The 23,279-nt window shown below is 72.0% G+C and carries 28 protein-coding genes; 17 read left to right on the top strand and 11 right to left on the bottom strand.

What is annotated here, in order from left to right; all coding sequences use genetic code 11:
- Positions 1–5 precede the first annotated feature (5 nt).
- From N7925_RS32230 to N7925_RS32215, 4 genes are all read right to left on the bottom strand, one after another.
- Positions 6–1,727: an urease subunit alpha gene (locus N7925_RS32230; RefSeq protein WP_274345938.1), complete on the bottom strand. Its 1,722-nt coding sequence runs from the start codon at positions 1,725–1,727 to the stop codon at positions 6–8.
- Positions 1,720–2,031, bottom strand: coding sequence for an urease subunit beta (locus N7925_RS32225; protein ID WP_265602991.1), 312 nt, complete (start codon positions 2,029–2,031; stop codon positions 1,720–1,722). The genes N7925_RS32230 and N7925_RS32225 overlap by 8 nt, the downstream gene beginning before the upstream one ends.
- Before the next feature lie 13 nt (positions 2,032–2,044).
- Entirely contained in the window at positions 2,045–2,347 is a 303-nt protein-coding gene (locus N7925_RS32220; protein ID WP_274345937.1) for an urease subunit gamma, read from the bottom strand.
- Positions 2,348–2,484: 137 nt separating this feature from the next.
- Complete coding sequence (locus N7925_RS32215) at positions 2,485–3,105, bottom strand: TetR/AcrR family transcriptional regulator (protein ID WP_265602990.1); 621 nt, start codon at positions 3,103–3,105, stop codon at positions 2,485–2,487.
- A gap of 137 nt (positions 3,106–3,242) precedes the next feature.
- Here N7925_RS32215 and N7925_RS32210 point away from each other — a divergent pair, with 137 nt between their 5' ends.
- Complete coding sequence (locus N7925_RS32210) at positions 3,243–4,226, top strand: ABC transporter permease (protein WP_274345936.1); 984 nt, start codon at positions 3,243–3,245, stop codon at positions 4,224–4,226.
- A gap of 82 nt (positions 4,227–4,308) precedes the next feature.
- On the opposite strand, the gene N7925_RS32205 is transcribed toward N7925_RS32210, so the two are convergent.
- Positions 4,309–4,593, bottom strand: coding sequence for a type II toxin-antitoxin system Phd/YefM family antitoxin (locus N7925_RS32205; RefSeq protein ID WP_274345935.1), 285 nt, complete (start codon positions 4,591–4,593; stop codon positions 4,309–4,311).
- A gap of 85 nt (positions 4,594–4,678) precedes the next feature.
- On the opposite strand from N7925_RS32205, the gene N7925_RS32200 reads away from it, so the two are divergent.
- From N7925_RS32200 to N7925_RS32190, 3 genes are all read left to right on the top strand, one after another.
- On the top strand, positions 4,679–5,284 hold the full coding sequence (locus N7925_RS32200; RefSeq protein WP_265602987.1) for an ATP-dependent Clp protease proteolytic subunit: 606 nt from the start codon (positions 4,679–4,681) through the stop codon (positions 5,282–5,284).
- A 37-nt stretch (positions 5,285–5,321) separates the two neighbouring features.
- Positions 5,322–5,627, top strand: a complete 306-nt coding sequence (locus N7925_RS32195; protein WP_018957895.1) for a hypothetical protein — start codon at positions 5,322–5,324, stop codon at positions 5,625–5,627.
- Positions 5,628–6,169: 542 nt separating this feature from the next.
- Positions 6,170–6,640 carry a C40 family peptidase gene (locus N7925_RS32190; RefSeq protein ID WP_097870801.1) on the top strand — a complete coding sequence of 157 codons (471 nt, stop codon included), beginning with the start codon at positions 6,170–6,172 and terminating at the stop codon, positions 6,638–6,640.
- Positions 6,641–6,715: 75 nt separating this feature from the next.
- On the opposite strand, the gene N7925_RS32185 is transcribed toward N7925_RS32190, so the two are convergent.
- On the bottom strand, positions 6,716–7,375 hold the full coding sequence (locus N7925_RS32185) for a LysE family translocator (protein WP_274345934.1): 660 nt from the start codon (positions 7,373–7,375) through the stop codon (positions 6,716–6,718).
- 73 nt (positions 7,376–7,448) lie between these two features.
- Here N7925_RS32185 and N7925_RS32180 point away from each other — a divergent pair, with 73 nt between their 5' ends.
- Positions 7,449–8,372 (top strand): LysR family transcriptional regulator, encoded by a 924-nt coding sequence (locus tag N7925_RS32180; RefSeq protein WP_265602985.1) that lies wholly within the window; start codon positions 7,449–7,451, stop codon positions 8,370–8,372.
- Positions 8,373–8,383: 11 nt separating this feature from the next.
- On the opposite strand, the gene N7925_RS32175 is transcribed toward N7925_RS32180, so the two are convergent.
- On the bottom strand, positions 8,384–8,815 hold the full coding sequence (locus N7925_RS32175) for an ATP-binding protein (protein WP_274345933.1): 432 nt from the start codon (positions 8,813–8,815) through the stop codon (positions 8,384–8,386).
- Between the two features lie 234 nt (positions 8,816–9,049).
- Here N7925_RS32175 and N7925_RS32170 point away from each other — a divergent pair, with 234 nt between their 5' ends.
- Both N7925_RS32170 and N7925_RS32165 read left to right on the top strand, forming a co-directional pair.
- On the top strand, positions 9,050–9,904 hold the full coding sequence (locus tag N7925_RS32170; protein WP_274345932.1) for a helix-turn-helix domain-containing protein: 855 nt from the start codon (positions 9,050–9,052) through the stop codon (positions 9,902–9,904).
- Positions 9,905–9,913: 9 nt separating this feature from the next.
- Entirely contained in the window at positions 9,914–10,165 is a 252-nt protein-coding gene (locus N7925_RS32165; protein ID WP_274345931.1) for a DUF397 domain-containing protein, read from the top strand.
- On the opposite strand, the gene N7925_RS32160 is transcribed toward N7925_RS32165, so the two are convergent.
- Positions 10,158–11,318 carry an 8-amino-7-oxononanoate synthase gene (locus N7925_RS32160; protein ID WP_274345930.1) on the bottom strand — a complete coding sequence of 387 codons (1,161 nt, stop codon included), beginning with the start codon at positions 11,316–11,318 and terminating at the stop codon, positions 10,158–10,160. The two genes, N7925_RS32165 and N7925_RS32160, sit on opposite strands and share 8 nt — an antisense overlap.
- 201 nt (positions 11,319–11,519) lie before the next feature.
- Between N7925_RS32160 and bioB the strand changes: the two genes are divergently transcribed.
- The 4 genes from bioB (at position 11,520) to N7925_RS32140 (ending at position 15,676) form a co-directional block, all read left to right on the top strand.
- Complete coding sequence (gene bioB / locus N7925_RS32155) at positions 11,520–12,803, top strand: biotin synthase BioB (RefSeq protein WP_274345929.1); 1,284 nt, start codon at positions 11,520–11,522, stop codon at positions 12,801–12,803.
- Complete coding sequence (locus tag N7925_RS32150) at positions 12,796–14,139, top strand: adenosylmethionine--8-amino-7-oxononanoate transaminase (protein WP_274345928.1); 1,344 nt, start codon at positions 12,796–12,798, stop codon at positions 14,137–14,139. The genes bioB and N7925_RS32150 overlap by 8 nt, the downstream gene beginning before the upstream one ends.
- A gap of 6 nt (positions 14,140–14,145) precedes the next feature.
- Positions 14,146–14,841 (top strand): dethiobiotin synthase, encoded by a 696-nt coding sequence (bioD, locus tag N7925_RS32145; protein ID WP_265602978.1) that lies wholly within the window; start codon positions 14,146–14,148, stop codon positions 14,839–14,841.
- Positions 14,842–14,998: 157 nt separating this feature from the next.
- Positions 14,999–15,676 carry a class I SAM-dependent methyltransferase gene (locus N7925_RS32140; protein ID WP_274345927.1) on the top strand — a complete coding sequence of 226 codons (678 nt, stop codon included), beginning with the start codon at positions 14,999–15,001 and terminating at the stop codon, positions 15,674–15,676.
- Positions 15,677–15,748: 72 nt separating this feature from the next.
- Here N7925_RS32140 and N7925_RS32135 read toward each other — a convergent pair whose 3' ends face one another.
- Both N7925_RS32135 and N7925_RS32130 read right to left on the bottom strand, forming a co-directional pair.
- Complete coding sequence (locus N7925_RS32135) at positions 15,749–16,120, bottom strand: hypothetical protein (RefSeq protein WP_018957883.1); 372 nt, start codon at positions 16,118–16,120, stop codon at positions 15,749–15,751.
- The gene (locus N7925_RS32130) at positions 16,117–16,344 is read right to left on the bottom strand and encodes a hypothetical protein (RefSeq protein WP_010062312.1); all 228 of its coding nucleotides are present in this window, start codon (positions 16,342–16,344) and stop codon (positions 16,117–16,119) included. The genes N7925_RS32135 and N7925_RS32130 overlap by 4 nt, the downstream gene beginning before the upstream one ends.
- A gap of 116 nt (positions 16,345–16,460) precedes the next feature.
- Between N7925_RS32130 and N7925_RS32125 the strand changes: the two genes are divergently transcribed.
- The 6 genes from N7925_RS32125 to mug all read left to right on the top strand — a co-directional run bounded on the left by N7925_RS32125 (position 16,461) and on the right by mug (position 22,473).
- Positions 16,461–16,895 carry a GNAT family N-acetyltransferase gene (locus N7925_RS32125; protein WP_265602975.1) on the top strand — a complete coding sequence of 145 codons (435 nt, stop codon included), beginning with the start codon at positions 16,461–16,463 and terminating at the stop codon, positions 16,893–16,895.
- A 167-nt stretch (positions 16,896–17,062) separates the two neighbouring features.
- Entirely contained in the window at positions 17,063–18,400 is a 1,338-nt protein-coding gene (locus N7925_RS32120) for a hemolysin family protein (RefSeq protein ID WP_265602974.1), read from the top strand.
- Entirely contained in the window at positions 18,397–19,416 is a 1,020-nt protein-coding gene (locus N7925_RS32115) for a hemolysin family protein (protein WP_274345926.1), read from the top strand. Before N7925_RS32120 ends, N7925_RS32115 begins: the two co-directional genes overlap by 4 nt.
- 43 nt (positions 19,417–19,459) lie before the next feature.
- Positions 19,460–20,329, top strand: coding sequence for an SGNH/GDSL hydrolase family protein (locus N7925_RS32110; protein WP_265602972.1), 870 nt, complete (start codon positions 19,460–19,462; stop codon positions 20,327–20,329).
- Positions 20,330–20,429: 100 nt separating this feature from the next.
- Entirely contained in the window at positions 20,430–21,872 is a 1,443-nt protein-coding gene (gene purB, locus N7925_RS32105; RefSeq protein WP_274345925.1) for an adenylosuccinate lyase, read from the top strand.
- A 19-nt stretch (positions 21,873–21,891) separates the two neighbouring features.
- Complete coding sequence (gene mug, locus N7925_RS32100; protein ID WP_265602970.1) at positions 21,892–22,473, top strand: G/U mismatch-specific DNA glycosylase; 582 nt, start codon at positions 21,892–21,894, stop codon at positions 22,471–22,473.
- A 66-nt stretch (positions 22,474–22,539) separates the two neighbouring features.
- Here the strand turns inward: mug and N7925_RS32095 are convergent, their stop codons facing one another.
- A complete protein-coding gene (locus tag N7925_RS32095; protein ID WP_265602969.1) occupies positions 22,540–23,277 on the bottom strand; it encodes an ABC transporter permease in 738 nt (245 codons plus the stop codon).
- Positions 23,278–23,279: the final 2 nt, after the last annotated feature.

Below are 23,279 nucleotides of genomic sequence, written 5' to 3'. Positions count from 1 at the left end.
CCCGCTCAGAAGAGGAAGTAGCGCTGGGCCATGGGCAGTTCCGCCGCCGGCGCCGGCTCGACCGGGTCGCCGTCGATCGTGACGGCGAAGCTGTCGGGGTCGACGTGGACCCGGGGCAGGGCGTCGTTCTCCCGCATGTCCGCCTTGGTGGTCCCCCGGGTGCTGGTGATGGGAACGAACCGTTTGTGCAGGGCGAGGCGTTCGGGCAGCTTGTCCTCGATCGCGGCGGCGGAGACGAAGTTGAACGAGCCCTGGGCGGCCGCTCGTCCCAGCGCGCCGAACATCGGCCGGGGCAGGATCGGTTGGGGCGTCGGGATGGAGGCGTTGGCGTCGCCCATCTGCGCGTACGCGATCTGACCGCCCTTGATGACGGTCGCCGGCTTCACGCCGAAGAACGCCGGGTCCCAGAGGACCAGGTCGGCGAGCTTGCCGGTCTCGACGGAGCCGATCTCCTGGTCCAGTCCCTGCGCGACGGCCGGGTTGATGGTGTATTTGGCGACATAGCGACGGACCCGGTGGTTGTCGGCCCGCCCGTCCCCGGGCAGGGCTCCGCGCCGCTTCTTCATGACGTGGGCGGTCTGCCAGGTCCGCAGGATCACCTCGCCGATCCGCCCCATGGCCTGGGAGTCCGAGGAGATGATCGAGATGGCCCCGAGATCGTGCAGGATGTCCTCGGCCGCGATGGTGGAGGGCCGGATCCGGGACTCCGCGAAGGCCAGGTCCTCGGGGACGGCGGGGTTCAGGTGGTGGCAGACCATCAGCATGTCGAGGTGTTCCTCGATGGTGTTGACGGTGTGCGGCCGGGTGGGGTTGGTCGAGCTGGGCAGGACGTAGGGCTCGGAGACCACGCTGATGATGTCGGGTGCGTGTCCGCCGCCCGCCCCCTCGGTGTGGTAGGCGTGGATCGTCCGGCCGGCGATGGCCGCGAGGGTGTCGGCGACGAACCCGGCCTCGTTGAGGGTGTCCGTGTGGATGGCGAGCTGCGCGCCCGTCCGCTCGCAGACCGTGAGGCAGGCGTCGATGACGGCGTGCGTCGCGCCCCAGTCCTCGTGGATCTTGAATCCCAGTGCGCCGCCGCGCAGTTGGGAGTGCATGGCCTCCTGCGACATCGTGTTGCCCTTGCCGAGCAGCCCGATGTTGACCGGAAAGGTCTCCAGCGCCTCGAACATCCGGGCCAGGTGCCACGGTCCCGGGGTGACGGTGGTGGCCTTGCTGCCCTCGGCGGGTCCGGTGCCGCCGCCGACGAGGGTGGTGATGCCGCTGGAGAGCGCCTGGTCGACGAGGGTCGGCGAGATGAAGTGGACGTGGGCGTCGACCGCTCCGGCCGTGAGCAGCTTCCCGTTGCCCGCAATGATCTCGGTCTCCGGGCCGATCACCAGGTCGGGGTGGACGCCGTCCATGGTGTCCGGGTTCCCGGCCTTGCCGATGCCGGTGATCCGGCCGTCCCGGATGCCGATGTCGGCCTTGACGATGCCCCAGTGGTCGATGACGACGGCCCCGGTGATGACGGTGTCGGGCGCTCCCTCGGCGCGGGTGGTGCGAGCCTGGCCCATCGACTCCCGGATCACTTTGCCGCCGCCGAACACCGCCTCGTCGCCCGCGTGACCGGGGCCGCCCGAGCGGTCCTCCTCGATCTCTACGAGCAGGTCGGTGTCGGCGAGCCGGATGCGGTCGCCGGCGGTGGGCCCGAACAGATCGGCGTACACGGCTCTCGTGAGGTCAGGCATCGAGGGCACCTCCGGTTTCGCCGCGCAGGCCGGGGACGACGCGGCGGCCGGCGAGGGGGACGAGTTCGACGTCGACGGGGATGCCGGGTTCGAAGCGGACCGCCGTGCCGGCGGCGATGTTCAGCCGCAGCCCGTGGGCGGCGGCGCGGTCGTAGCGCAGCCCGGGGTTGGCCTCGGCGAAGTGGTAGTGGGAGCCGACCTGGACGGGGCGGTCGGCGGCGTTGAGGACGGTGAGGCGGGTGACGGCCCGCCCCTCGTTGAGGGGGATGTCCCCGTCCCCGTACAGGATCTCTCCGGGAGTCATCGGCGCTGCCCCGTCAGACGATCGGGTCATGGACGGTGACGAGCTTCGTGCCGTCCGGGAAGGTGGCCTCGACCTGGACATCGTGGAGCATCTCGGGGATGCCTTCCATCACCTCGTCCCGGGTGAGCAACGTACGTCCGGATGCCATGAGTTCGGCGACCGTGCGGCCGTCCCGGGCGCCTTCCAGCAGATGGGCGGTGATCAGGGCGACGGCCTCGGGGTGATTGAGCCGCAGCCCGCGTGCCCGGCGCTTCTCGGCCACGTCGGCGGCCACATGGATGAGCAGACGCTCCTGCTCGTGCGGGGTCAGTTGCACGCTTCCACCTCATCGTCTTCCGTCCGGCTCCGGCTCCGGACGCAGCGGGACCTTATCCCCGTGCAACAGTTCGTTGAACGGGAACAGCGGTCCCGCGACCAGGCATTGCACGTTAGGGCGGAAGTTTTTCCATTGCGTTAACTGGTCTTTTGCGGGTTCATGGACATCAGCCCGCGCAACCCGTTCTCCAGCACCTCGGGGCGTACGTCCCCGAAGAGCGCCTCCTGCACGATGAAGCCCTGTGCCGTCGCGATCATCGTGCGCGCCACATCGTCGCCGGGGACGTCGCTCGTCAGGATCCCGGCGGAACGGTAGGCGCCGACGAGCTTCGCCCAGGCGACGCGCATGGTCGCGTAGCCGTCGTCGAGGAGCGCGGCGAGCCGTTCGTCGCGCAGCGTCTCGGACCAGAGCTGGACGACGAGCGCGGCGAAGGCCCGGCGCTCCAGCCCGTGCACCTCCCCCGCGAGCACCCCGCCGAGCACCCGGCCGAGCAGAGCGTCCGGGGTGGGCGGGGGCGTCATGCGGGAGGCCTCCTCGAAGGCGCTGCGGATGGCGGCGAAGGTCTCCTCCGTGATGGCCGCGATGATGTCCTCCTTGCCGGGGAAGTAGCGGTAGACCGCTCCGGCGGACAGACCCACCTCCCTGAGGACGTCCTGCATGGACGTGCCGTGGAATCCGTTGCGGGCGAAGCAGCGCGCCGCACCGTCGAGGATCTGACGGCGACGGGCGTCGAGGTGTTCCTGGGATACGCGAGCCATGGCACCAACCTAAAACGAACGTTCCTTCTTGACAATCCCGCAGGGTGTGCCGACAGTGGGGACACGACGTAAAACGAACGATCCTTCTTTCAGATGTCGATGCAGATGCTCTACTGCCGCACGAATCGAGGCCTCTCATGCCCACCGCACCCAACCGCCGCGCGGTGGCGGTGATCCTGTTGATCCCCCTGATGGTCACGCTCGCCCTCTGGGCCTTCGCCTGGCCCGCCGCCCGGATCGCACCGCGCGACCTTCCGGTCGGGGTCGCGGGCCCGGCGGCGGCGGCCCAGCAGCTGGAACAGCGCTTCGAGCAGCGCGACGGCGCGTTCGACGTGCACCGCTTCGACGGCGAGGCCGCCGCCCGCACCGCGATCGAGGACCGGACCGTATACGGAGCCGTCGTCGTCACCCCGCAGGGACCGCACCTGCTCACCGCCTCGGCGGCGAGCCCCGTCGTCGCCCAGCTGCTGCGCGAGGCCGTGACGGCGTCCGCCCCCGAGGGCACCCCGGTCCGGGTCACCGATGTGGTCGCCGCGCCGCCCGGGGACCCACGCGGCAGCGCACTCGGCGCGAGCGTCCTGCCGCTGGCCCTGGCGGGCATGGCGGCCGGAGCCGTCGTCACCCTGGCGGGGCTGCGCGGGGCACGGGCCGCAGTGACCCTGGTCGGGTCGGCCGCACTGGTGGGCCTCGCCGCCACGGCCGTGGCGCACAGCTGGCTCGGCGCGATCGCGGGCGACTGGTGGACGGAGGCGGGAGTGGTCGCGCTCACCGTGCTGGCCATCGGTTCGGCCGTGGCGGGACTCGCCGCCCTGTTCGGGCCGCGCGGCATCGGGCTCGGGGCGCTGCTGATGGTCCTGCTGGGCAACCCCTTCTCCGGCGTCACCAGCGCACCGGAGCTGCTGCCCGAGCCCGTCGGCGTGATCGGCCAGTGGCTTCCGCCGGGCGCGGGCGGTTCACTGCTCCGCTCGGTCGCCTTCTTCGAAGGGAGCGCTGCGGGCGGCGCCGCGCTGACGCTCTCGCTGTGGTCGCTGTTCGGCCTGGCGGCGGTGCTGTTCGCCCGGCGGGCGCCCACGTCGGCCGAGCCGGCCGCACCCGTCCGGGAGCCGGCCCTGACCGGCTGAACTCCGGATCCGCGTCGCCGAGCCGGGCGCCCCTCCTGCCGGAGGGGCGCCCGGCTCCATGCCGTCCTGGGGAATCGCGGCCTCAGACGTCCCGGCCGTCGTGGGGGCGGTGCTCGGCGGCGATGCCGAACCTGCGCCGTTCGCCCTGAGCGGATGGCGCGGAGCCGATCGAGGAGACCGAGCTGATCACCTGCTCCTCGGCAGCCGCTTCATCGGTTTCGAGTCGTTGCAGGTCAGCGGCGGAAACCAGGGCGATGAGCGGTTTGCCGTGCCGCGTCACCACTACGCGTTCACCGCCGTAGACAACGCGGTTGATCAGTTCGGCGAGCTCCGCCCGTGCTTGCGTCACCGGAATCTCGTAGGCCATAGTCCCCATCATAACCTTCTGTACGTCCTGTACATTTTTTACGGATGGGCAGACGGATGGTCAGCTCCAGGAGAGAGGCACTGCCATGATCCGCCCCGCCGCCCGCTACGTACTGCCGGAGTTCACCGAGCGCACCGCGACCGGGACCCGGACGCTGGACCCGTACTCGAAGCTGCTGTCCGAGCGGATCGTCTTCCTCGGGAGCCCGATCGACGACATCGCCGCGAGCGACCTCATCGCCCAGTTCATGTATCTGGAGCACGCCGATCCCGACCGGCCCCTGTCGCTCTACATCAACTCCCCCGGCGGCACGTTCCAGGCGATGGCCGCGGTCTACGACACGATGCGGTTCCTGACCTGCGAGGTGGAGACCTTCTGCCTGGGGCAGGCGGGCTCCTACGCGGCGGCCCTGCTGGCGGCCGGGGCGAAGGGGCGCCGACATGCGCTGCCCGGCGCGCGGGTAGTCATTCAGCAGCCCGCCATGGAGGAGCCGATGCGGGGCCAGCCGTCCGACCTGGAGATCCACGCGCGCGAACTGGTGCGCACCCGCGAGATGTTCGCGGCCATGCTGGTCCGGGACACGGGCCGGACCGCGGAGCAGATCATCGCCGACATCGAGCGCGACACCATCCTCGACGCCAAGGCTGCCCTCGCCTACGGGCTGGTCGACCACGTCGTGGACAACCGCTGACTCTCCCGGCCGCCGTACGACGCGAGGTGAAACGCCGATGGAGCCACCCGAGTTCCCGCCCCTGCCCGCACTGACCCGGGCCGAGGGCGAGTTCGTCGACTGCTATCTGGCCGTGCTCGACCAGGTGGGCCGGATCAACCCGGCCCGTGGCAGCGACACCTACAGCGCGCTGCGGGCCGCCCAGGCCCTGGCCTCCCGGGCGGCCGCGCTGCGCGACGCCCTGGCCCTGATGCACGAGCGCGGCGAGTCGCGGATCCACGCCGCCACCCTGGCGCGGGCCCTGCGCGTCCTGGACGGGGAGCGCCGGGCGGGCCGGGTCGCGATGGAGCCGCCCGTGAACTGACCGGCCCCGCGCACGGGGAGCGCGCTACGGGAGCGGGCCGGTCGGCCCCGGGCACGACACGCCCGGCCCCGGGACCGATTCGTCTCGCTCGTTCGGCGTAGGCGATCACCCGCCCGAGCGACGGCTCAACTTGCGCTCGGCGCGCGGTCCGTACTCGAAATGCTCCCTTTCGTCGCTGGTACGAGGGTGTGCGCCCGGCTCGTGGGCGAGCGCGAATCCGGCCTGTCCACCCGAATGGATCAGTGGTGAGGAGACTCACAAACCGTTGTTTCGGCTCGGAAATCCGGCACCGGGTGAGTCAAGATCCCTGGGACGACAAGCCCCCGCCACCGCGGCGGGGCGGTCCGGGCGGACGCCGAGTCCTGCCGCCGCCCGGATGACTGGTCGACAGGAGTGGATCGGCAGGAGTGGAGGACCCGAGCACAACGGGCCGCCCGGGAGACCGGGAAGCCCTCGGGGTGAAGCCGCGACAGCGGCCGGGCAACTTCGCCAGCCCGAACCCGACAGGTCATCCTTCACAGGCGGCTGACGAAGGGTTGCGCATGTCTGCGCAGGTTCATGTCCCGTCTCTGTTCGCCCGGGTCGGTACGGCTTCGGTACTCACCCTGGCCGTGACGTCCACGATGCTGGCGCCCGGTCTGGTGAGCGATGCCGAGGCCGCCACCCACTCGACGAAGGCCCTGAAGGTCGCCGCGTCGAAGAAGGGGGCCCCCTACAAGTACGGAGCGGCCGGTCCCAGCCGCTTCGACTGTTCGGGGCTGACGGTCTATTCGTTCAAGAAGGCCGGCAAGAAGCTTCCCCGCACGGCTCAGCAGCAGTACAACAAGACCCGCCACATCGGGAAGTCGCAGCGCAAACGCGGCGACCTCGTCTTCTTCCATTCGGGTCGCAGCGTCTACCACGTGGGCATCTACGCCGGGGCCGGGAAGATCTGGCACTCCCCCAAATCGGGGGACGTGGTGAGACTGGCCAAGATCTGGTCCAAGAGCGTCTGGTACGGACGGGTCCGCTGACCCACCGACCGGACGCTCTTTCCATGCGGGCGGCCCGGCCCGTCCTCGGGGCCGCCCGCCACGTCCACCGCGCCCTCAGCGCAGCAGGGGGCCGGTGACCAGGGCCAGTCCCAGACCGGTGAGCGCCACGCCGCTGCCGCCCTCGATGGCGCGGGCGGTACGCGGGCGGCGCAGCCACCGGCCCAGCCGGTCCACGAGCAGGGCGACGGCCGGGAACCAGATCAGCGCCAGCACCACCACCAGGGCCGCGAGCAGCAGGGTCCTGGGCAGCGGCGGCTGACCGTGGGGCACGAACTGCGGCAGCAGGCTGAGGAAGAGGACCGGGGCCTTGGGGTTGAGCGCGTTGGTCAGGAACCCCTGGCGCAGCGCGCGTCCGAACTCCCCGGTCACGGGCCGCCCCGGCTCGTCCTCCCGCGTACCGGAGGGTGAGCCGGCGCTGTCCTGCGAGGGCCGGCGGCGGGCCGCGTACAGCGTGCTGATCCCGAGGTAGAGCACGTACGCGCCGCCGAGCAGTTGGACGGTACGGAAGAGCACCGGCATGGTCACCAGCACCGCGGCGAGCCCGGCGACCGCGAGCGCGGTGTGCACCAGCAGCCCTCCGGCGACGCCGAACGCGGTGGCCAGGCCCGAGCTGCGCGAGGCCAGGGCGTTGCGTACGACGACGGTGAAGTCGGCGCCGGGCAGCGCGACCATCCCGGCGGCGACCCCGGTGAAGGCGATCAGTTGTGCGTCCATGGGTCCACCTTGGACCGGCGGAGCCTTTAGCGTGTACTTGCAATCTTCTGGGTCTGCCTAAAGGAACGCTTTCATGTACGACCCCACACGGCTCGCGGCACTCGTGGCGGTCGCGGAGGCCGGATCGATCACCCGGGCCGCCGCCCGCCTCGGCTACACCGCGCCCGCGCTCTCCCAGCAGCTGGCCAAACTGGAGCGGGAGGCCGGGGCGGCGCTGCTGGTGCGCCACCACCGCGGGGCGCGGCTGACGGCGGCGGGCGAGCTGCTGGCGGGCCGGGCCCGGCGGGTCCTGGACGAGCTGGACCAGGCGCGGCACGAGCTCGCTCAGCTGGCCGGGCTCTCGGGCGGCAGGCTGCGGGTGGGGACGTTCACCACGGCCGGGATCCATCTGCTGCCACCGGTCCTGAGCGCGTTCCGGCGGGCCCATCCGGAGGTCGAGCTGGCCGTCGCCGAGTACGAACCGCCGGGCGGCATCGCCGCGGTGGTCGCGGGCGAGGTGGACCTCGCCCTGACCCACGCCTACGAACCGGCGGCGGCCGAGCCCCTGTCGGCGGGCGTTCTCGTCGAACCCCTGCTGGTCGAGGAGCTGGTGCTGGTCACCTCGGTGGGCCACCGGCTCTCCGAGGGCACCGGGCGGCTGCCGGTCGGCGAGCTCGCGGGGCGGCCGCTGATCAGCAGCGCGCCCACCCATCCGCCCCGGCGCGGGGTCGAGAACGCGCTCGCCGAGGCCGGGGCGACCCCGGCGGTGGTCTGTGAGTCGCCCGGGTACGCGCTGGTGTGCGCGCTGGTCAGCGCGGGGCTCGGAGTGGCGGTGGTGCCGGAGATGGTCGCCTCGATGTCCTCGGCCCCGCTCTCGGTCCGGCGGCTGGAGCCCGCCTCGTTCCGCCGGACCATCTCGGTCGTGCACCGGGGCGACCGGTCGACCGCGGCGGCGGCGACGCTGCTCGCGCTGCTGCGCGGCGGCTTCGGCCGCGGGAGCACGGCTCACGCGCGATGAGCCTCACCGGGTCAGCCCTGGACCGGGAGGACCCAGGGGAGGGCGATCCAGACCGTCTTGCCGCCCTCGGCGGTCGGGGTCACCTGGAGCCGCCCGCCGCGCTCCTTGGCCAGTGCCCGGATGATGACCATGCCCCGGCCGTTGTCCTGCCGTACGGCGGCGGGCAGCCGCTGGGGCCAGCGGGGGTGACTGTCCGTGACGCCGAGATACAGCTCCTCGTCGCGTTCGAGGCGCAGGTCCACGGTGAAGGTGGGCGACTGGCCGAACGTGTGCTGAACGGCGTTGGTGGCCAGCTCCGAGACGATCAGCCGGATGGTGTCGGCGAACTCGGTGTCGTCGGGCAGGCCCCATAGGGCCAGGGTCCTGGCGACATGTCTGCGAGCCGATGAGACCGAGACCGGATCGGTCGGCAGCGTGACGGTTGCTTCCTGATGGTCTGCCATGGCGACGCCGTCCCTTTCCCGCCCTGGCCGACCGGCGGCCGGCCAGGATTGTGCTTCGCGCCAGATTGCCATTGATGCAGCTCCCTGTAACGGCGTTCGGCCAAGATATGCATATATCTGTCGCTCGAAGCGGTGAATTCGGGACCCGTACGGCGTGGGCGGACGGCACACTGGCCCCTCTGCGGGCCGCCCCGGTGACGGACCGGCCCTTCCCGACAGCAGAAGGAGACCGGCATGCTGCACGGCCCCGTCGTCCGACGCCGCAAGCTCGGTGAGGAGCTGCGGAGTCTGCGCCACGCCTCCGGGCTGACCAGCCGGGACGCGGCGCGGCTGCTCGGCTGGCACCAGTCGAAGGTGAGCCGCATCGAGACGGGCGCGAGCGGGGTGTCGCCCGCCGACGTGTCACGGCTGCTGGACGTCTACGCGGTGTGCGACACCCAGTTGCGTTCCCTGCTCGAAGTCCTCGCGGGGTCGGCGGGCGGCGGCGGTTCGGGCTGGTGGCATGCCTACCGGGGGCTGATCCCGCCGCAGTACCGGGACTTCATCAGCCTGGAGTCGCAGGCCAGTACGGTCCGGACACTGGAGACCTCGGTGGTGCCGGGGCTGCTCCAGACCGCCGGATACGCACGTGCCGTGACCCGCGCCTCGCTGGACGGCTTACCGGACGGCCGGCTCGACTCGCTGGTCGAGGTCCGGCTGACCCGCCAGCGGGTGCTGCGCGCGAGTCCGCCGCTGCGCTTCACCGCCGTGCTGGACGAGGCGGTACTCCGCCGCGAGGTGGGCGGGCCGGAGGTGATGAGGGACCAGCTGCACCATCTGAGCCAGGTCGCCCGACTGCCGCATGTGCAACTGCAGTTGCTGCCCTTCTCGGTCGGCGGATACGTCGGCCTCACCGGCCCTTTCGTTATTTTCTCCTTTCCGAACATTTCTGATCTGGATGTGGTCGTTCTTGACCACTTGACGAGTAGCCTCTATCTGGAACGGAAAGAAGACCTCGACGCGTACAGCTCGGCCTTCCGTTCCTTGCAGGCACACGCGCTGTCACCAGAACGCTCGCTGGACCTCATCACCGAGATCAGACGCAGCTAAGGGGCCGCCATGTCAGACCGTCTCGCACAGCCCTCCGCACCGCCGCCGTCCACCGCGCCGCCCGCCCCGCGGTGGCGGCGCAGCAGCCGCTCGACCGGGATGAACAACTGCGTGGAGACCGCCCTGCTGAGCGGCGCACTCCTCGCCGTACGCGATTCCAAGGACGTGCGGCGGCCTCCGCTGCGCTTCTCGGCAGTGGCTTGGAGCACGTTCGTGGACGGGCTCCGCCCGCACGGAGCCCATCCACGGCGCTTCACCTGACCGGAACGTCCGCCTGCCGGGGAGCGGTGGCGAGGACCGTGGCCACCGCGGTCGTGATCTGCTCCTCGGTCAGGTCGGCGCGCGCGGTCAGCCGCAGCCGCGAGACGCCGTCCGGTACCGACGGCGGGCGGAAGCAGCCCACCGCCATCCCGGCCGCGCGGCAGTCGGCCGCCCAGCGCACGGCCGCGTCCGCCGAGGGCGCCCGGACGGAGACGACGGCCGCGTCGGGCCGGACCGCCCTCAGCCCGGCCGCGGTGAGCCGGGTGAACAGCGCGGTGGCCACCTCCCGGGCGCGGGCCGCCCGTTCGGGCTCCCGCCGCAGGACCCCGAGGGCGCCGAGCGCGCCGCCTGCCGCCGCCGGGGCGAGTCCGGTGTCGAAGATGAACGTCCGGGCCGTGTTCACCAGATGGTCGATGACCCGGGCGGGCCCCAGCACCGCTCCGCCCTGGCTGCCCAGGGACTTGGACAGGGTGAGCGTGGCCACGACCCCGTCGCGGCCCGCCAGCCCGGTCGCGGCGAGCGCGCCGCGACCGCCCTCCCCCAGCACTCCGAGGCCGTGGGCGTCGTCGACCACCAGGGCGGCGTTCGCGGAACGGCAGACCTCGGCCAGGGCGGGGAGCGGGGCGGCGTCGCCGTCGACGGAGAAGACCGAGTCGGTGACGGCGAGGGCCCGCCCGTCGTGTTCCCGCAGGGCCTTCTCGAACGCGTCCGGGTCGGCGTGGGGCACGACGGCGGTCCCGGCGCGGGAGAGCCGGCAGCCGTCCACGATCGAGGCGTGGTTGCCCGCGTCGGAGACGATGAGGGAGCCGCGTCCGGTCAGCGCGGTCAGCGCGGCGAGATTGGCCGCGTACCCGGAGGAGAGCACGAGGGCCGCCTCGAAACCGCAGAACGCGGCGAGCTCCCGTTCCAGCTGGGCGTGCAGGACGGTGGAGCCGGTGACCAGCCGGGACCCCGTCGCCCCCGCCCCCCAGCGTCGGGCGGCGCCGGCGGCGGCGGCGGTGACCTCCGGGTGCCGGGTGAGGCCCAGATAGTCATTGCTCGCGAGGTCCAGCAGCTCCGGCTCGGCGCCGCGCGGACGCAGGGTCCGTACGAGTCCGGCGGTGGCCCTGCTGCGGGCCTCGGCGTCGATCCAGTCGAACGGGGCGAAGGACATGGGGCGGTCCCTTGGGTAGGCGGGCCCTCGGCGGGCGGCCCGCGCGGACGGTCCGGTGCGGACGGTCCCTTTGTAGGCAGCCAACAGACCCTAGCCGGGTGCGCAGCAGGTCAGGGTGTGGCAATACACACACCCTCGCCCGGGTCTCCTGTCTGGTTCCTCCTTGGCTGGAGGCGGTGCCGTACGTCAGGATCATCTCTCATGGACCTGCTGAACACGCTGGTGGACAAGGGGTTGCGGCGCGAACTGCCGACCCGCGAAGAAGCGCTCGCCGTACTGGCGACCTCCGACGACGAGCTGCTCGACGTGGTGGCCGCCGCCGGGAAGGTGCGCCGTCAGTGGTTCGGGCGGCGCGTCAAGCTCAACTATCTGGTCAACCTCAAATCGGGGCTCTGCCCCGAGGACTGCTCCTACTGCTCGCAGCGGCTCGGCTCGAAGGCCGGGATCCTCAAGTACACCTGGCTGAAGCCGGACGAGGCGTCCAAGGCCGCCGCCGCCGGAGTGGCGGGCGGCGCCAAGCGGGTCTGCCTGGTCGCGAGCGGGCGCGGCCCGACGGACCGGGACGTCGACCGGGTCTCGAAGACCATCGAGGCGATCAAGGAGGAGAACGAGGGCATCGAGGTCTGCGCCTGCCTCGGCCTCCTCTCCGACGGACAGGCCGACCGGCTGCGTTCGGCGGGCGCCGACGCGTACAACCACAACCTCAACACGTCCGAGGAGACGTACGGGGCGATCACCACCACCCACACGTACGCGGACCGGGTGGAGACCGTGCAACAGGCCCAGGCCGCCGGGCTCTCGGCGTGTTCCGGGCTGATCGCCGGGATGGGCGAGAGCGACAAGGACCTGGTCGACGTCGTGTTCGCACTGCGGGACCTGGACCCCGACTCGGTGCCGGTGAACTTCCTGATCCCGTTCGAGGGAACGCCGCTCGCCAAGGAGTGGAACCTCACCCCGCAGCGCTGCCTGCGCATTCTGGCGATGGTCCGCTTCGTCTGCCCCGACGTCGAGGTCCGGCTCGCCGGGGGCCGTGAGGTGCACCTGCGCTCGATGCAGCCGCTGGCGCTCCACCTGGTCAACTCCATCTTTCTGGGCGACTACCTGACGAGTGAGGGCCAGGCCGGCCAGACCGACCTGGACATGATCGCGGACGCCGGTTTCGAGGTGGAGGGCGCGGGCACGACGACGCTTCCGCGCCACCGGGCCGACGCCCTGAGCGGCGGCTGCGGGACGCGGGACGCCCCGGCGGGGTCCGGCTGCGGAGCGCACGAGGACTCCGGAACCGGTGGCTGCGGTTCCCACGGTGGCGGCGGGGGCTGCGGGCCGTGCGGTGGTCACGGGGAGCGGGAACCGGTGGCTGTCGCCGGCTCCGACGCCGGGGAGAGCGCCCCGGTGGCGCGTACGGACGCCAACGGCGCGGCGCGCACGGATCTCGTAGCGGTGCGCCGGCGCGGCGCGGGAACGGATCTCGCGCCCAATGCCTGAGCCGTATGCCCCCGCACTCCCCCTGTCCGCCGCGCCGAAGCCGTACGCCCCCGACGAACTGCGGGCGCTGGACCGGGCGCACGTCTGGCATCCGTACGGTCCGATGCCGGGCCGCCAGGAGCCGCTGATCGTGGAGTCGGCCTCCGGCGTACGGCTCCGGCTCGCCGAACCCGTCGAGGGGCGGCGCGAGTTGGTGGACGGCATGTCGTCCTGGTGGTCGGCGGTGCACGGCTACAACCACCCGGTCCTCAACGAGGCGGCACGCGGCCAGCTGGACCGGATGAGCCATGTGATGTTCGGCGGGCTCACCCATGAGCCCGCCGTCCGGCTGGCGACCCGGCTGGTGGAGATCACCCCCGGGCCGCTCCAGCACGTCTTCCTCGCCGACTCGGGGTCCGTCGCCGTGGAGGTCGCGGTCAAGATGTGCCTCCAGTACTGGCGTTCGGCCGGGCGTCCGGCCAAACAGCGGCTGCTGACCTGGCGCGGGGGGTATCACGGGGACACCTGGCAGCCGATGTCGGTGTGCGATCCGGAGGGCGGGATGCACGGGCTGTGGTCGGGGGCTCTGCCCCGCCAGGTCTTCGCCGACGCCCCGCCGGACGGTTTCGACGCGGAGCCGGACCCCGCCTACGTGACGCATCTGCGGGACACGATCGCCGAGCACGCCGACGAGCTCGCGGCGGTCATCGTGGAGCCGGTGGTGCAGGGGGCCGGCGGGATGCGGTTCCACTCCCCCGCCTATCTGCGCGTGCTGCGCGAGGCCTGCGACGAGCACGACGTCCTGCTCATCCTCGACGAGATCGCGACCGGTTTCGGGCGTACGGGCAAGCTGTTCGCCGCCGGTCACGCCGGGATCTCGCCGGACGTCATGTGCGTCGGCAAGGCCCTGACCGGCGGCTATCTCACGATGGCGGCGACGCTGTGCACCACCCGGGTGGCCGAGGGCATCTCCAGCGGCGAGGTGCCGGTGCTGGCGCACGGACCGACGTTCATGGGCAATCCGCTGGCCGCCTCGGTGGCCTCGGCCTCGGTGGACCTGCTGCTAGGGCAGGACTGGGAGGGCGAGGTCGCGCGGATCGGCGCGGGCCTGCGCTCCGGGCTCGCTCCCGCCGCGGAGCTCGCCGGGGTGGTGGACGTACGCGTCCTGGGGGCGATCGGGGTCGTCCAGCTCGACCACGAGGTGGACATGGGCGCGGCGACCCGCGCGGCCGTGCGCGAGGGCGTCTGGCTGCGACCGTTCCGCGATCTCGTCTACACGATGCCGCCGTACGTCACCGAGGACGAGGACGTGGCGCGGATCTGCCGGGCCGTGTGCGCGGCGGCACGGGAGGGCTGAGCCGATATGTCGACGATTCTGGTGGTGTCCGGTACGGGCACGGAGATCGGCAAGACCGTGGTGACCGCCGCGGTGGCGGCCGCGGCGCGGGGCCGCCGGGTCGCGGTGCTCAAGCCCGCGCAGACCGGGCTCGCCCCCGGGGAGCCGGGCGACGCGGCCGAGGTCGCACGCCTGGCGGGGAGCCAGGTGACGGCGGTGGAACTGGCCCGCTTTCCGGAGCCGTTGGCCCCGGCCACGGCCGCCCGGCGGGCGGGGCTCGTGCCCGTGCGGCCGTACGAGGTAGCCGAGGCCGCGGAGAAGCTGGCCACCGAGCACGACCTCGTACTGGTGGAGGGTGCGGGCGGGCTGCTCGTGCGGTTCGACGACGAGGGCGGCACCCTCGCGGACGCGGCCCGGCTGCTGTCCGCGCCGGTGCTGCTGGTGGCCCCCGCGGGCCTGGGCACGCTGAACGCCACCGCGCTGACGGCAGAGGCGCTGCGGAACCGGGGGCTGAGCTGCCGGGGCGTCGTGATCGGCAGCATGCCGGCGGAGCCGGACCTCGCGTCCCGCTGCAACATCGAGGACCTGCCGGTGGCCGCCGGTGCGCCGCTGCTCGGCGCGGTGCCGGCCGGAGCGGGCTCGCTGTCGGCAGCCGCCTTCGCGGCACGCGCGCCGGGCTGGCTGGCTCCGGAGCTCGGAGGGACCTGGGCGGCGCCGCGCTGACGGGCGCGCCGGGGCGTCCGGGCGGTCCTCGGGGATTCCCGCCGGGACGGTCCGGGGGGAGAATCGTGGAGGAACGTCACGTCCACTCCACTCCACGCCTTAGGCCCGTCATGTCCGCTCCTCAGGCGTCATGTCCACTCCTCAGCGGAGGTCCGTCATGCAGCTGCGCAGCAGGAAGCTCCCCCGGGGTGCCGTGCACCACCCGGTCTTCGCCCGCTTCTACGCACGGGTGAGCGTGACCGCCGACCTGAAGGGCGGCATCGCCGCGTACCGCGAGGAGCTGCTGTCGGGGCTCTCCGGCCGGGTCATCGAGATCGGCGCCGGGAACGGGCTGAACTTCGCCCACTACCCCGGCGCCGTCTCGGAGGTCGTGGCGCTGGAGCCCGAACGCTCGCTGCGGCAGCTCGCCGCCCGCTCCGCCCTGCGCGCGGAGGTGCCGGTGGACGTGGTGCCGGGGGCCGCCGAGGCGCTGCCGGTCAAGAGCGAGGCCTTCGACGGGGCGGTGGCGTCCCTGGTCCTGTGCACCGTACGGGATCTGCCCCGGGCGCTCGCCGAGATCAGGCGGGTCCTGCGGCCGGGCGGCGAACTGCGGTTCTTCGAGCACGGGTCGGCGCAGGGCCGGGCGCTGGCCACGGCGCAGCGGGTGGCCGACCGGACCCTGTGGCCGCTGCTGTTCGGCGGCTGTCACACGGCCCGGGACCCGCTGGCCGCGATCGAGGCGGCGGGCTTCGAGATGGGCACGTACCGCAGGCTGCGGGTTCCGGAGACGGGCCTCCAGGTGCCCTCCTCCCCCTGTGTGCTGGGCGTGGCCCGCAAGCCGTTCACCGAGGGCTGAGGGCCGGGGGCCGGGACCGATCCGGATGGTGGGGCGCTTCGCCCGGTCTGTCGTGGCGTGGTCCGCCCGGTCTCACACGCTCCACTGCCGCAGCTCGTCGGCGATGGCGCGCACGTCCGCCTTGCCCTGCTTCACCAGCAGCGCCAGATCCCGGACCTGCTCGGGCGAGGTGATGACCTTGAGCCCGGAGGCGACGAGGTAGCCGTACGCGACGGCCGAGGCGAACATCGCGTTGGAGTGTTCGAGTGCGGGCACGTGCAGGAGCAGCTGCAACAGGGCGGCGGCCCGCGCGTGCGGGTCGCTGTAGACGGCGCTGCCGAAGATCTCCGCGTCATGCCGTGCGACGGCGGCGACGAGCGCACCCCAGTCGACGACCTGCGGGTCTCCGGGCGTCTTGTGCTCGGCGACCATCAGCAACCAGGAAAGGTCGATCCGCAGGTTCAACGGGTTCCTTCGCGCTCCGGGCCGAACTCCTCGGCGAACACCGACTCGTACTGCTTCATGAAGTCGGCCGCGGCCTCGACGAAGGTGTGTCCCACCTCGCCCGCGTCCTGCTGGACGAGTTCCTCTATGTAGCGGTTCACGCTCATCCCCCTTTGCAGCGCGCGCTGCCGCGCGGCCTCGGCGGTGGCCTCGTCCACTCGAACGTTCAGCTGAGTCTTGGGCACCCGACCACGCTAGCGCGGCCGTGCTAGCACCCGCAAGGGGAGCGCGGGGGCGGGGCGCGGGACGCCGCGCCCGGACTGTGGAACGCGATCGACGCCCCGTCGCCGCGGATGGTGGGATGGCCGTCATGAACGATCTTTCGATACGGTCCGCGACCCCGGCCGACCTGGAGGCGGTCCTCGCCTTCTGGAAGGTGGCCGCCGAGGGCACCAGCATCAGCGACGACGGGGACGGGGTCGCACGCCTGGTGGAACGCGACCCCGACGCCTTGGTACTCGCGGAGCGGGAGGGAGCGCTGGTGGGCACGGTCATCGTGGGCTTCGACGGCTGGCGCTGCCATCTCTACCGGCTCGCGGTCCACCCTGGCCAGCGGCGCCGGGGCGTCGGCGGCGCCCTCCTGGCGGCGGCCGAGGCTCGGTTCGTCGCGCTGGGCGGGCGGCGCGCCGACGCCATGGTCCTCGACCGCAACACATCGGCCCACCACGCCTGGCGCGCGGCGGGCTACGGGCCCCAGCCGCAGTGGAGCCGCTGGGTGAAACACCTGACCGGCTGAACGGTACGGCGGGGTGCTGCTGGGCAGACGCCTACGATGACATGCCCTCCGTCACCTGCCGCCGAAAGGTGTGAACGTCCGTCCATGGGCGAGCCTCCCCGTAGCCGAGACCACCGACACCGCGCGGTCCCCCCGCCCCTGCCCGATCATGGGACGGAGGTGAACCGATGATCGAAGTGCTGCTGCTGCTCGTCGCCCTGCTGCTCTGCGTCGCCTGCGGCGCGTTCGTCGCGGCTGAGTTCTCCCTGACCACGGTGGAGCGCGGCGAGCTCGAACGGGCTGTCGAGCGGGGTGACCGGGGCGCCGCGAGCGCGCTCAGAGCGGTCCGGAGCCTCACCTTCCAGCTCTCGGGGGCCCAGCTCGGCATCACCGTCACCAATCTGGTGATCGGCATGCTCTCCGAACCGTCCATCGCCAAACTGATCCGCGGCCCCGTCGAGGCGGCGGGACTGCCTCCCGCCGCCGCGTCCACCCTGGCGCTCGTCCTCGGCACGGCGCTGTCCACGGTGGTCCTGATGGTGGTCGGCGAACTGGTCCCCAAGAACTGGGCGATCTCCTCCCCGCTCGCCGTGGCCAAGGCGGTGGCCACACCACAACGCGTGTTCACCGCGCTGTTCCGCCCCTTCATCAGCCACCTCAACAACACGGCCAACCGGATCGTGCGCCGCTTCGGTCTGGAACCGACCGAGGAGCTGGCCTCCGCCCGCAGTCCGCAGGAGCTGGTGGCGCTGGCCCGGCACTCCGCGAAGGCGGGTGCGCTGGAGGCGGACACGGCCGAACTGTTCGTCCGCACGCTGAACCTCTCGGAGCTGACCGCGGAGAACGTGATGACGCCGCGGGTGCAGGTGACCGCGCTGGAGCTGCGCGCGACGGCCGAGGACGTCGCCAACGCCACCCGGGCGACCGGTCTGTCCCGTTTCCCCGTCTACCGGGGCAGCCTCGACACCGTGGTCGGCGTGGCCCACATCAAGGACGTGCTGGCGATCCCCGCCGACCTGAGGCCCCACACCCGGATCTCGGAACTGCTGCGCGAGCCCCTGCTCGTACCGGAGACGCTCACCGTGGACCGGCTGCTGGACCGGTTGTCCGGAAGGCTCGCCATGGCCGTGGTGATCGACGAGTACGGCGGGACGGCCGGAGTCGCGACGCTGGAGGACATCGTGGAGGAAGTCGTCGGCGAGGTCCGGGACGAGCACGATCCACATGAGACGCCGGACCTCGCCGCCGCCGGTGAGGACGCCGACGGGCGGACCCTGTGGTCGGCCGACGGGGCGGCGCGCACCGACCAGCTCCGCAGAATCGGTCTGCGGGTGCCGGACGGGCCCTACGAGACCCTCGCGGGGCTGATCGCCGCCGAGATCGGACGGATCCCGACGGTGGACGACAGCGTCGAGCTGGAGGGATGGCGGGTCGACGTGGTCGACGCCTCGGGCCGCCGCGCCGCGCGGGCCCTGCTGCACGCCCCACTGCCGGGGTCCGAGCACCGGACGGAGGACGAGCGGTGATTGTTCTCCAGCTCTTCATCGGCCTGCTGACCCTCGTGGCCAACGCCTTCTTCGTGGGCGCCGAATTCGCGCTGATCTCCGTGCGCCGCAGCCAGATCGAACCGGAGGCCGAGGCCGGGAACCGGCGGGCCCGCAGTGTCATCTGGGGCCTGGAACACGTCTCCGCGCTGCTCGCCGCCGCCCAGCTCGGCATCACGCTCTGCACCCTGGTGCTGGGCATCGTCGCCGAACCGGCCATCGCGCATCTGCTGGAGCCGGTCTTCGACGCGGTGGGGGTCCCGCACGGGCTGGTCCACCCGCTGTCGTTCGTCATCGCGCTGGGCGTGGCCACCTATCTGCACATGCTCCTGGGCGAGATGGTGCCGAAGAACATCGCGCTGGCCGAACCGGCGCGGAGCGCCCTGCTGCTGGGCCCTCCGCTGGTGGCGATGGCCCGTGCCCTGCGGCCGGTGATCTTCGCGATCAACGCCTTCGCCAACACCCTGCTCAAGCTCTTGCGGGTGGAGACGAAGGACGAGGTCTCCGCGACGTTCTCGGACGACGAACTGGCCCGGCTGGTCCAGGACGCCGGGGATGCCGGGTTGGTCGACGACCGCTCCGCGCAACGCCTCCACCACGCCCTGGAGCTGGGCCGCCGACCGGTACGGGACGTGGTCATGCCCGTCGACCGGGTCCTGTTCGCCAGGGTCGGTACCACTCCGGAGGAGCTGGAGCGGCTCTCGTCCGAGTCGGGGTTCTCCCGCTTCCCGGTGATGGACAGCGAGCGGCGCATCCTCGGCTACCTCCATGTGAAGGACGCCCTGGACGCGACGCCCCGGGACGTTCCCTTCCCGGTGACGGCGATGCGGCCGATCGCCCGCGTCCGGGCGGCGACTCCGCTGGACGATGTGCTCACCGCCCTGCGGCGCAGCCGGACCCACCTGGCGGCCGTTCTCGACGAGGACGACCGGCTGGCCGGCATGGTCACGATGGAGGACGTGCTCCGCGAACTCGTGGGACGGCCGGGGCCCCGGTGACCTGTTGGCCTGTTGGCCTACCGGCCGGTAGGCTCATCGGGCCATGGAATTGAATGCCTCCTACACCAGTCTCGTCGCGGTCGGCGACTCGTTCACCGAGGGCATGTCGGACCTGCTCCCCGGCGGCGCCTACCGGGGCTGGGCCGACGTCCTCGCCGCCCGGCTCGCGGTCCGGTCCCCCGGTTTCCGGTACGCCAATCTCGCCGTACGCGGAAAGCTCATCGGCCAGATCGTCGACGAGCAGGTGGAGGCGGCGGTCTCGCTCCGGGCCGATGTGGTCACCCTCGTCGGCGGGCTCAACGACACGCTGCGCCCGAAGTGCGACATGGGGATGGTCAGGGGACGGCTCGAAGAGGCCGTGGAGCGTCTGGCACCCACTTGCAAGCAGCTGGTGCTGATGCGCAGCCCCGGGCGGAGCGGGCCGGTGTTCGACCGGTTCCGCCCCCGGATGGAGGCGCTGTTCGCCCTGATCGACGATCTGGCCGGGCAGCACGGCGCCGCGGTGGTGGATCTCTACTCCGCGCCCTCGATCGCCGATCCCCGGATGTGGGACGTCGACCGGCTCCATCTCACCACCGAAGGCCACCGGCGCGTCGCCGAAGCCGTCTGGCAGACCCTGGGGCTGCCGGCCGAACTGGACTGGCGTGCGCGGATGCCCGCGAGCGCGCCGCCGCGCTGGGCTGCCCGGCGAACGCAGGACATCCGCTTCGCCCGTCAGCACCTGGCCCCCTGGATCGGGCGGCGGCTCACCGGCCGCTCCTCCGGCGACGGGCTCTCGGGCGCCCAGTTCGACGCCACGACGGGCCGGGCCTTCTGGATCACGCCGACCGACGGGGAGAACCCGGGCCCGGTGACGGGGTGGCGCCGTGCCGTCTCCCCCGACACCACGGTGGGCACCGCGGAGACCGGCTGATCCGGTCGGCCGGGCCGGCCGCCTCCCCCGCCCCTTCGTAGCAAGCCACAAACCGGGGCGCGTCGCTGGCCTGCACGAACCGCCAGTAGAATCCCTTCACGTGACTGCTGTGTCTGCGAAGCCTCGCATCCCCAATGTCCTGGCCGGCCGCTACGCCTCCGCGGAGCTCGCCGTCCTCTGGTCCCCCGAGCAGAAGGTGAAGCTGGAGCGTCAGCTGTGGCTGGCGGTGCTGCGCGCTCAGAAGGACCTCGGGATCGAGGTGCCCGACGCGGCGCCGGCCGACTACGAGCGTGTGCTGGACCAGGTGGACCTGGCCTCGATCGCCGAGCGCGAGAAGATCACGCGGCATGACGTCAAGGCCCGGATCGAGGAGTTCAACGCCCTCGCCGGTCATGAGCAGGTCCATAAGGGGATGACCTCCCGGGACCTGACGGAGAACGTCGAACAGCTCCAGATCCGCCTTTCGCTGGAGCTGATGCGCGACCGCACCGTGGCCGTACTGGCCCGGCTCGGCAAGCTCGCCGCGGAGTACCGCGAGCTCGTCATCGCCGGACGCTCGCACAACGTGGCCGCGCAGGCGACGACGCTGGGCAAGCGCTTCGCGACCGCGGCCGACGAGATGCTGGTCGCCCACGGCCGCCTGGAGGATCTCCTCTCCCGCTACCCGCTGCGCGGAATCAAGGGCCCGGTCGGCACGGCACAGGACATGCTGGACCTGCTCGGCGGCGACGCGGGCAAGCTCGCCGACCTGGAACAGCGCATCGCCGGGCACCTCGGCTTCGCCGAGGCGTTCACCTCGGTGGGTCAGGTCTACCCCCGATCGCTCGACTACGACGTGGTCACCGCTCTGGTGCAGCTCGCCGCGGCGCCCTCCTCGGTGGCGAAGACCATCCGCCTGATGGCCGGCCACGAACTGGTGACCGAGGGCTTCAAGCCCGGGCAGGTCGGCTCGTCCGCGATGCCGCACAAGATGAACACGCGCTCCTGCGAGCGGGTGAACGGTCTGATGGTGATCCTGCGCGGCTACGCCTCGATGACCGGCGAGCTGGCGGGCGACCAGTGGAACGAGGGCGACGTGTCCTGCTCCGTGGTCCGCCGGGTGGCCCTCCCGGACGCGTTCTTCGCGTTCGACGGCCTCCTGGAGACCTTCCTGACGGTGCTGGACGAGTTCGGCGCGTTCCCCGCCGTCGTGGCGCGCGAGCTGGACCGCTACCTTCCGTTCCTGGCCACCACCAAGGTCCTGATGGGCGCCGTACGGGCCGGAGTGGGCCGCGAGGTCGCGCACGAGGCGATCAAGGAGCACGCGGTCGCCTCCGCCCTCGCGATGCGGGAGCAGGGCGCCGAGCGCAACGAGCTGCTCGACAAGCTCGCCGCTGACGAGCGGATCCCGTTGGACCGCGCGCAGCTGGACGAGCTGATGGCCGACAAGCTCTCGTTCACGGGTGCCGCCGGCGACCAGGTGTCGTCGCTGGTCGCCCGGATCGAGAAGATCACCGAGCAGTACCCCGAGGCCGCGAAGTACGCCCCCGGCTCGATCCTCTGACCGGCACCGCCCTCACCGTATGACCCCCGAAGAGCTGAGCGCCGCCCGTGATCGCATCGTCCCCGATGTGGCCGCGGGCGGTCTGCGCGTGCTCTTCTGCGGTATCAACCCGAGCCTGATGACCGCGGTGACGGGCCACCATTTCGCTCACCCGGGAAACCGGTTCTGGCCGGTCCTGCACCGCGCGGGTTTCACGCCCCGGCAGCTGCGTCCGTCGGAGCAGGCGGAGTTGCTCGATCTCGGACTCGGCATCACCAACGTGGTGGCGCGGGCCACGGCCAGGGCCGACGAGCTCGGCGCGGAAGAGTTCCGGGAGGGCGGGGCCGCTCTGACGGCGAAGGTCGAACTGCTCGCGCCCCAGTGGCTCGCGGTGGTCGGCATCACCGCCTACCGCACGGCCTTCGGGGAGCCCCGGGCCCGGATCGGCCCCCAGGACCGCACGGTCGGCGGCACCCGCGTGTGGGCTCTGCCCAACCCCAGCGGCCTCAACGCCCACTGGACGGTCCAGACCATGGCCGAGGAGTACGCTCGCCTCCGGGACGCCGTCCTCACCCGGCCTCCGACCGACCAGGCCGCCCCCGGCCCCGCCCCGACCGACTGAACCGCTCCCGCCCGCGCCTCTCCCCCCAGTCCTCACGCCCGCGCCTCTCTCCTCCTCTTCCGGGCCTCATGCGTCCCGGTTGCGGACCGCCCACCAGCCCGCCAGGAGCGCGGCCGCCGCCCATAGGGCGGTCACCGCCAGGCCTGTCCACGGCCCCGGACCGTCTGCCGGATTCTGGTGGAACACCGCCTGCCCCGCACGGTCGGGCAGATACGTCACCACCGCGGTGGCAACGTCCACCAGCACGAAGGGGACGATGAGGAAGAGCGGTATGAGCAGGCCGAGCACCGCCACCGCGCTCCGCAGGAGCGCGGCGAGACCCGCCGCGAGCAGGGCCATCAGCGCCAGGTAGATCCCTCCTCCGAAGGCGGCACGCAGCGCACCCGGGTGCCCCAGGCCGATGGCGTGCTCCCCCAGGAAGAGCTGACCGACCAGGAACGACGTGAAGCTGGTCACCAGCCCGACGACGAGCGCCGATCCTCCGATCGCCGTCATCTTCGCCGCGTAGAAGAGGGAGCGTCGGGGAACCGCGGCAAGCGATATGCGCAGGGCTCCGTTGAGAAACTCGGAGGAGACCGCGGTCGCGCCGAACGCGATGGCCGCGATCTGCCCGAAGGTCAGAGCGAAGAAGGCGTTGAGGAGCGCATCGGCCCCGGGCTGCTCCGCTTGCTCCTGGCCGGTGGTGCCCAGGATGAGCACGGTGATGGGGAGGGTGGTGGCGAGGACGGCCATCAGGGAGCCGTAGATCGACCGTATCGACCTGATCTTGATCCACTCGGAGTGGAGTACTGCAGCCAGGGTCATGG

Source organism: Streptomyces sp. CA-278952 (assembly GCF_028747205.1).
Classification (GTDB): Bacteria; Actinomycetota; Actinomycetes; order Streptomycetales; family Streptomycetaceae; genus Streptomyces.
The sequence above is the reverse complement of the archived record's forward strand: the minus strand, read 5'-3'. Positions and strand labels throughout refer to the sequence as shown.

Bases quoted from the DNA above. Each gene is read 5' to 3' on its own strand.
- N7925_RS32180 (WP_265602985.1), top strand. From the start codon at position 7,449: ATGTACGACCCCACACGGCTCGCGGCACTCGTGGCGGTCGCGGAGGCC.
- N7925_RS32125 (WP_265602975.1), top strand. From the start codon at position 16,461: ATGGCCGTCATGAACGATCTTTCGATACGGTCCGCGACCCCGGCCGAC.
- N7925_RS32230 (WP_274345938.1), bottom strand. From the start codon at position 1,727: ATGCCTGACCTCACGAGAGCCGTGTACGCCGATCTGTTCGGGCCCACC.
- N7925_RS32140 (WP_274345927.1), top strand. From the start codon at position 14,999: ATGCAGCTGCGCAGCAGGAAGCTCCCCCGGGGTGCCGTGCACCACCCG.
- N7925_RS32210 (WP_274345936.1), top strand. From the start codon at position 3,243: ATGCCCACCGCACCCAACCGCCGCGCGGTGGCGGTGATCCTGTTGATC.
- N7925_RS32195 (WP_018957895.1), top strand. From the start codon at position 5,322: ATGGAGCCACCCGAGTTCCCGCCCCTGCCCGCACTGACCCGGGCCGAG.
- mug (WP_265602970.1), top strand. From the start codon at position 21,892: ATGACCCCCGAAGAGCTGAGCGCCGCCCGTGATCGCATCGTCCCCGAT.
- N7925_RS32185 (WP_274345934.1), bottom strand. From the start codon at position 7,375: ATGGACGCACAACTGATCGCCTTCACCGGGGTCGCCGCCGGGATGGTC.
- N7925_RS32225 (WP_265602991.1), bottom strand. From the start codon at position 2,031: ATGACTCCCGGAGAGATCCTGTACGGGGACGGGGACATCCCCCTCAAC.
- N7925_RS32150 (WP_274345928.1), top strand. From the start codon at position 12,796: ATGCCTGAGCCGTATGCCCCCGCACTCCCCCTGTCCGCCGCGCCGAAG.
- N7925_RS32160 (WP_274345930.1), bottom strand. From the start codon at position 11,318: ATGTCCTTCGCCCCGTTCGACTGGATCGACGCCGAGGCCCGCAGCAGG.
- bioB (WP_274345929.1), top strand. From the start codon at position 11,520: ATGGACCTGCTGAACACGCTGGTGGACAAGGGGTTGCGGCGCGAACTG.
- N7925_RS32175 (WP_274345933.1), bottom strand. From the start codon at position 8,815: ATGGCAGACCATCAGGAAGCAACCGTCACGCTGCCGACCGATCCGGTC.
- N7925_RS32205 (WP_274345935.1), bottom strand. From the start codon at position 4,593: ATGGCCTACGAGATTCCGGTGACGCAAGCACGGGCGGAGCTCGCCGAA.
- N7925_RS32165 (WP_274345931.1), top strand. From the start codon at position 9,914: ATGTCAGACCGTCTCGCACAGCCCTCCGCACCGCCGCCGTCCACCGCG.
- N7925_RS32095 (WP_265602969.1), bottom strand. From the start codon at position 23,277: ATGACCCTGGCTGCAGTACTCCACTCCGAGTGGATCAAGATCAGGTCG.
- N7925_RS32215 (WP_265602990.1), bottom strand. From the start codon at position 3,105: ATGGCTCGCGTATCCCAGGAACACCTCGACGCCCGTCGCCGTCAGATC.
- N7925_RS32170 (WP_274345932.1), top strand. From the start codon at position 9,050: ATGCTGCACGGCCCCGTCGTCCGACGCCGCAAGCTCGGTGAGGAGCTG.
- N7925_RS32190 (WP_097870801.1), top strand. From the start codon at position 6,170: ATGTCTGCGCAGGTTCATGTCCCGTCTCTGTTCGCCCGGGTCGGTACG.
- N7925_RS32200 (WP_265602987.1), top strand. From the start codon at position 4,679: ATGATCCGCCCCGCCGCCCGCTACGTACTGCCGGAGTTCACCGAGCGC.
- bioD (WP_265602978.1), top strand. From the start codon at position 14,146: ATGTCGACGATTCTGGTGGTGTCCGGTACGGGCACGGAGATCGGCAAG.
- N7925_RS32110 (WP_265602972.1), top strand. From the start codon at position 19,460: ATGGAATTGAATGCCTCCTACACCAGTCTCGTCGCGGTCGGCGACTCG.
- N7925_RS32120 (WP_265602974.1), top strand. From the start codon at position 17,063: ATGATCGAAGTGCTGCTGCTGCTCGTCGCCCTGCTGCTCTGCGTCGCC.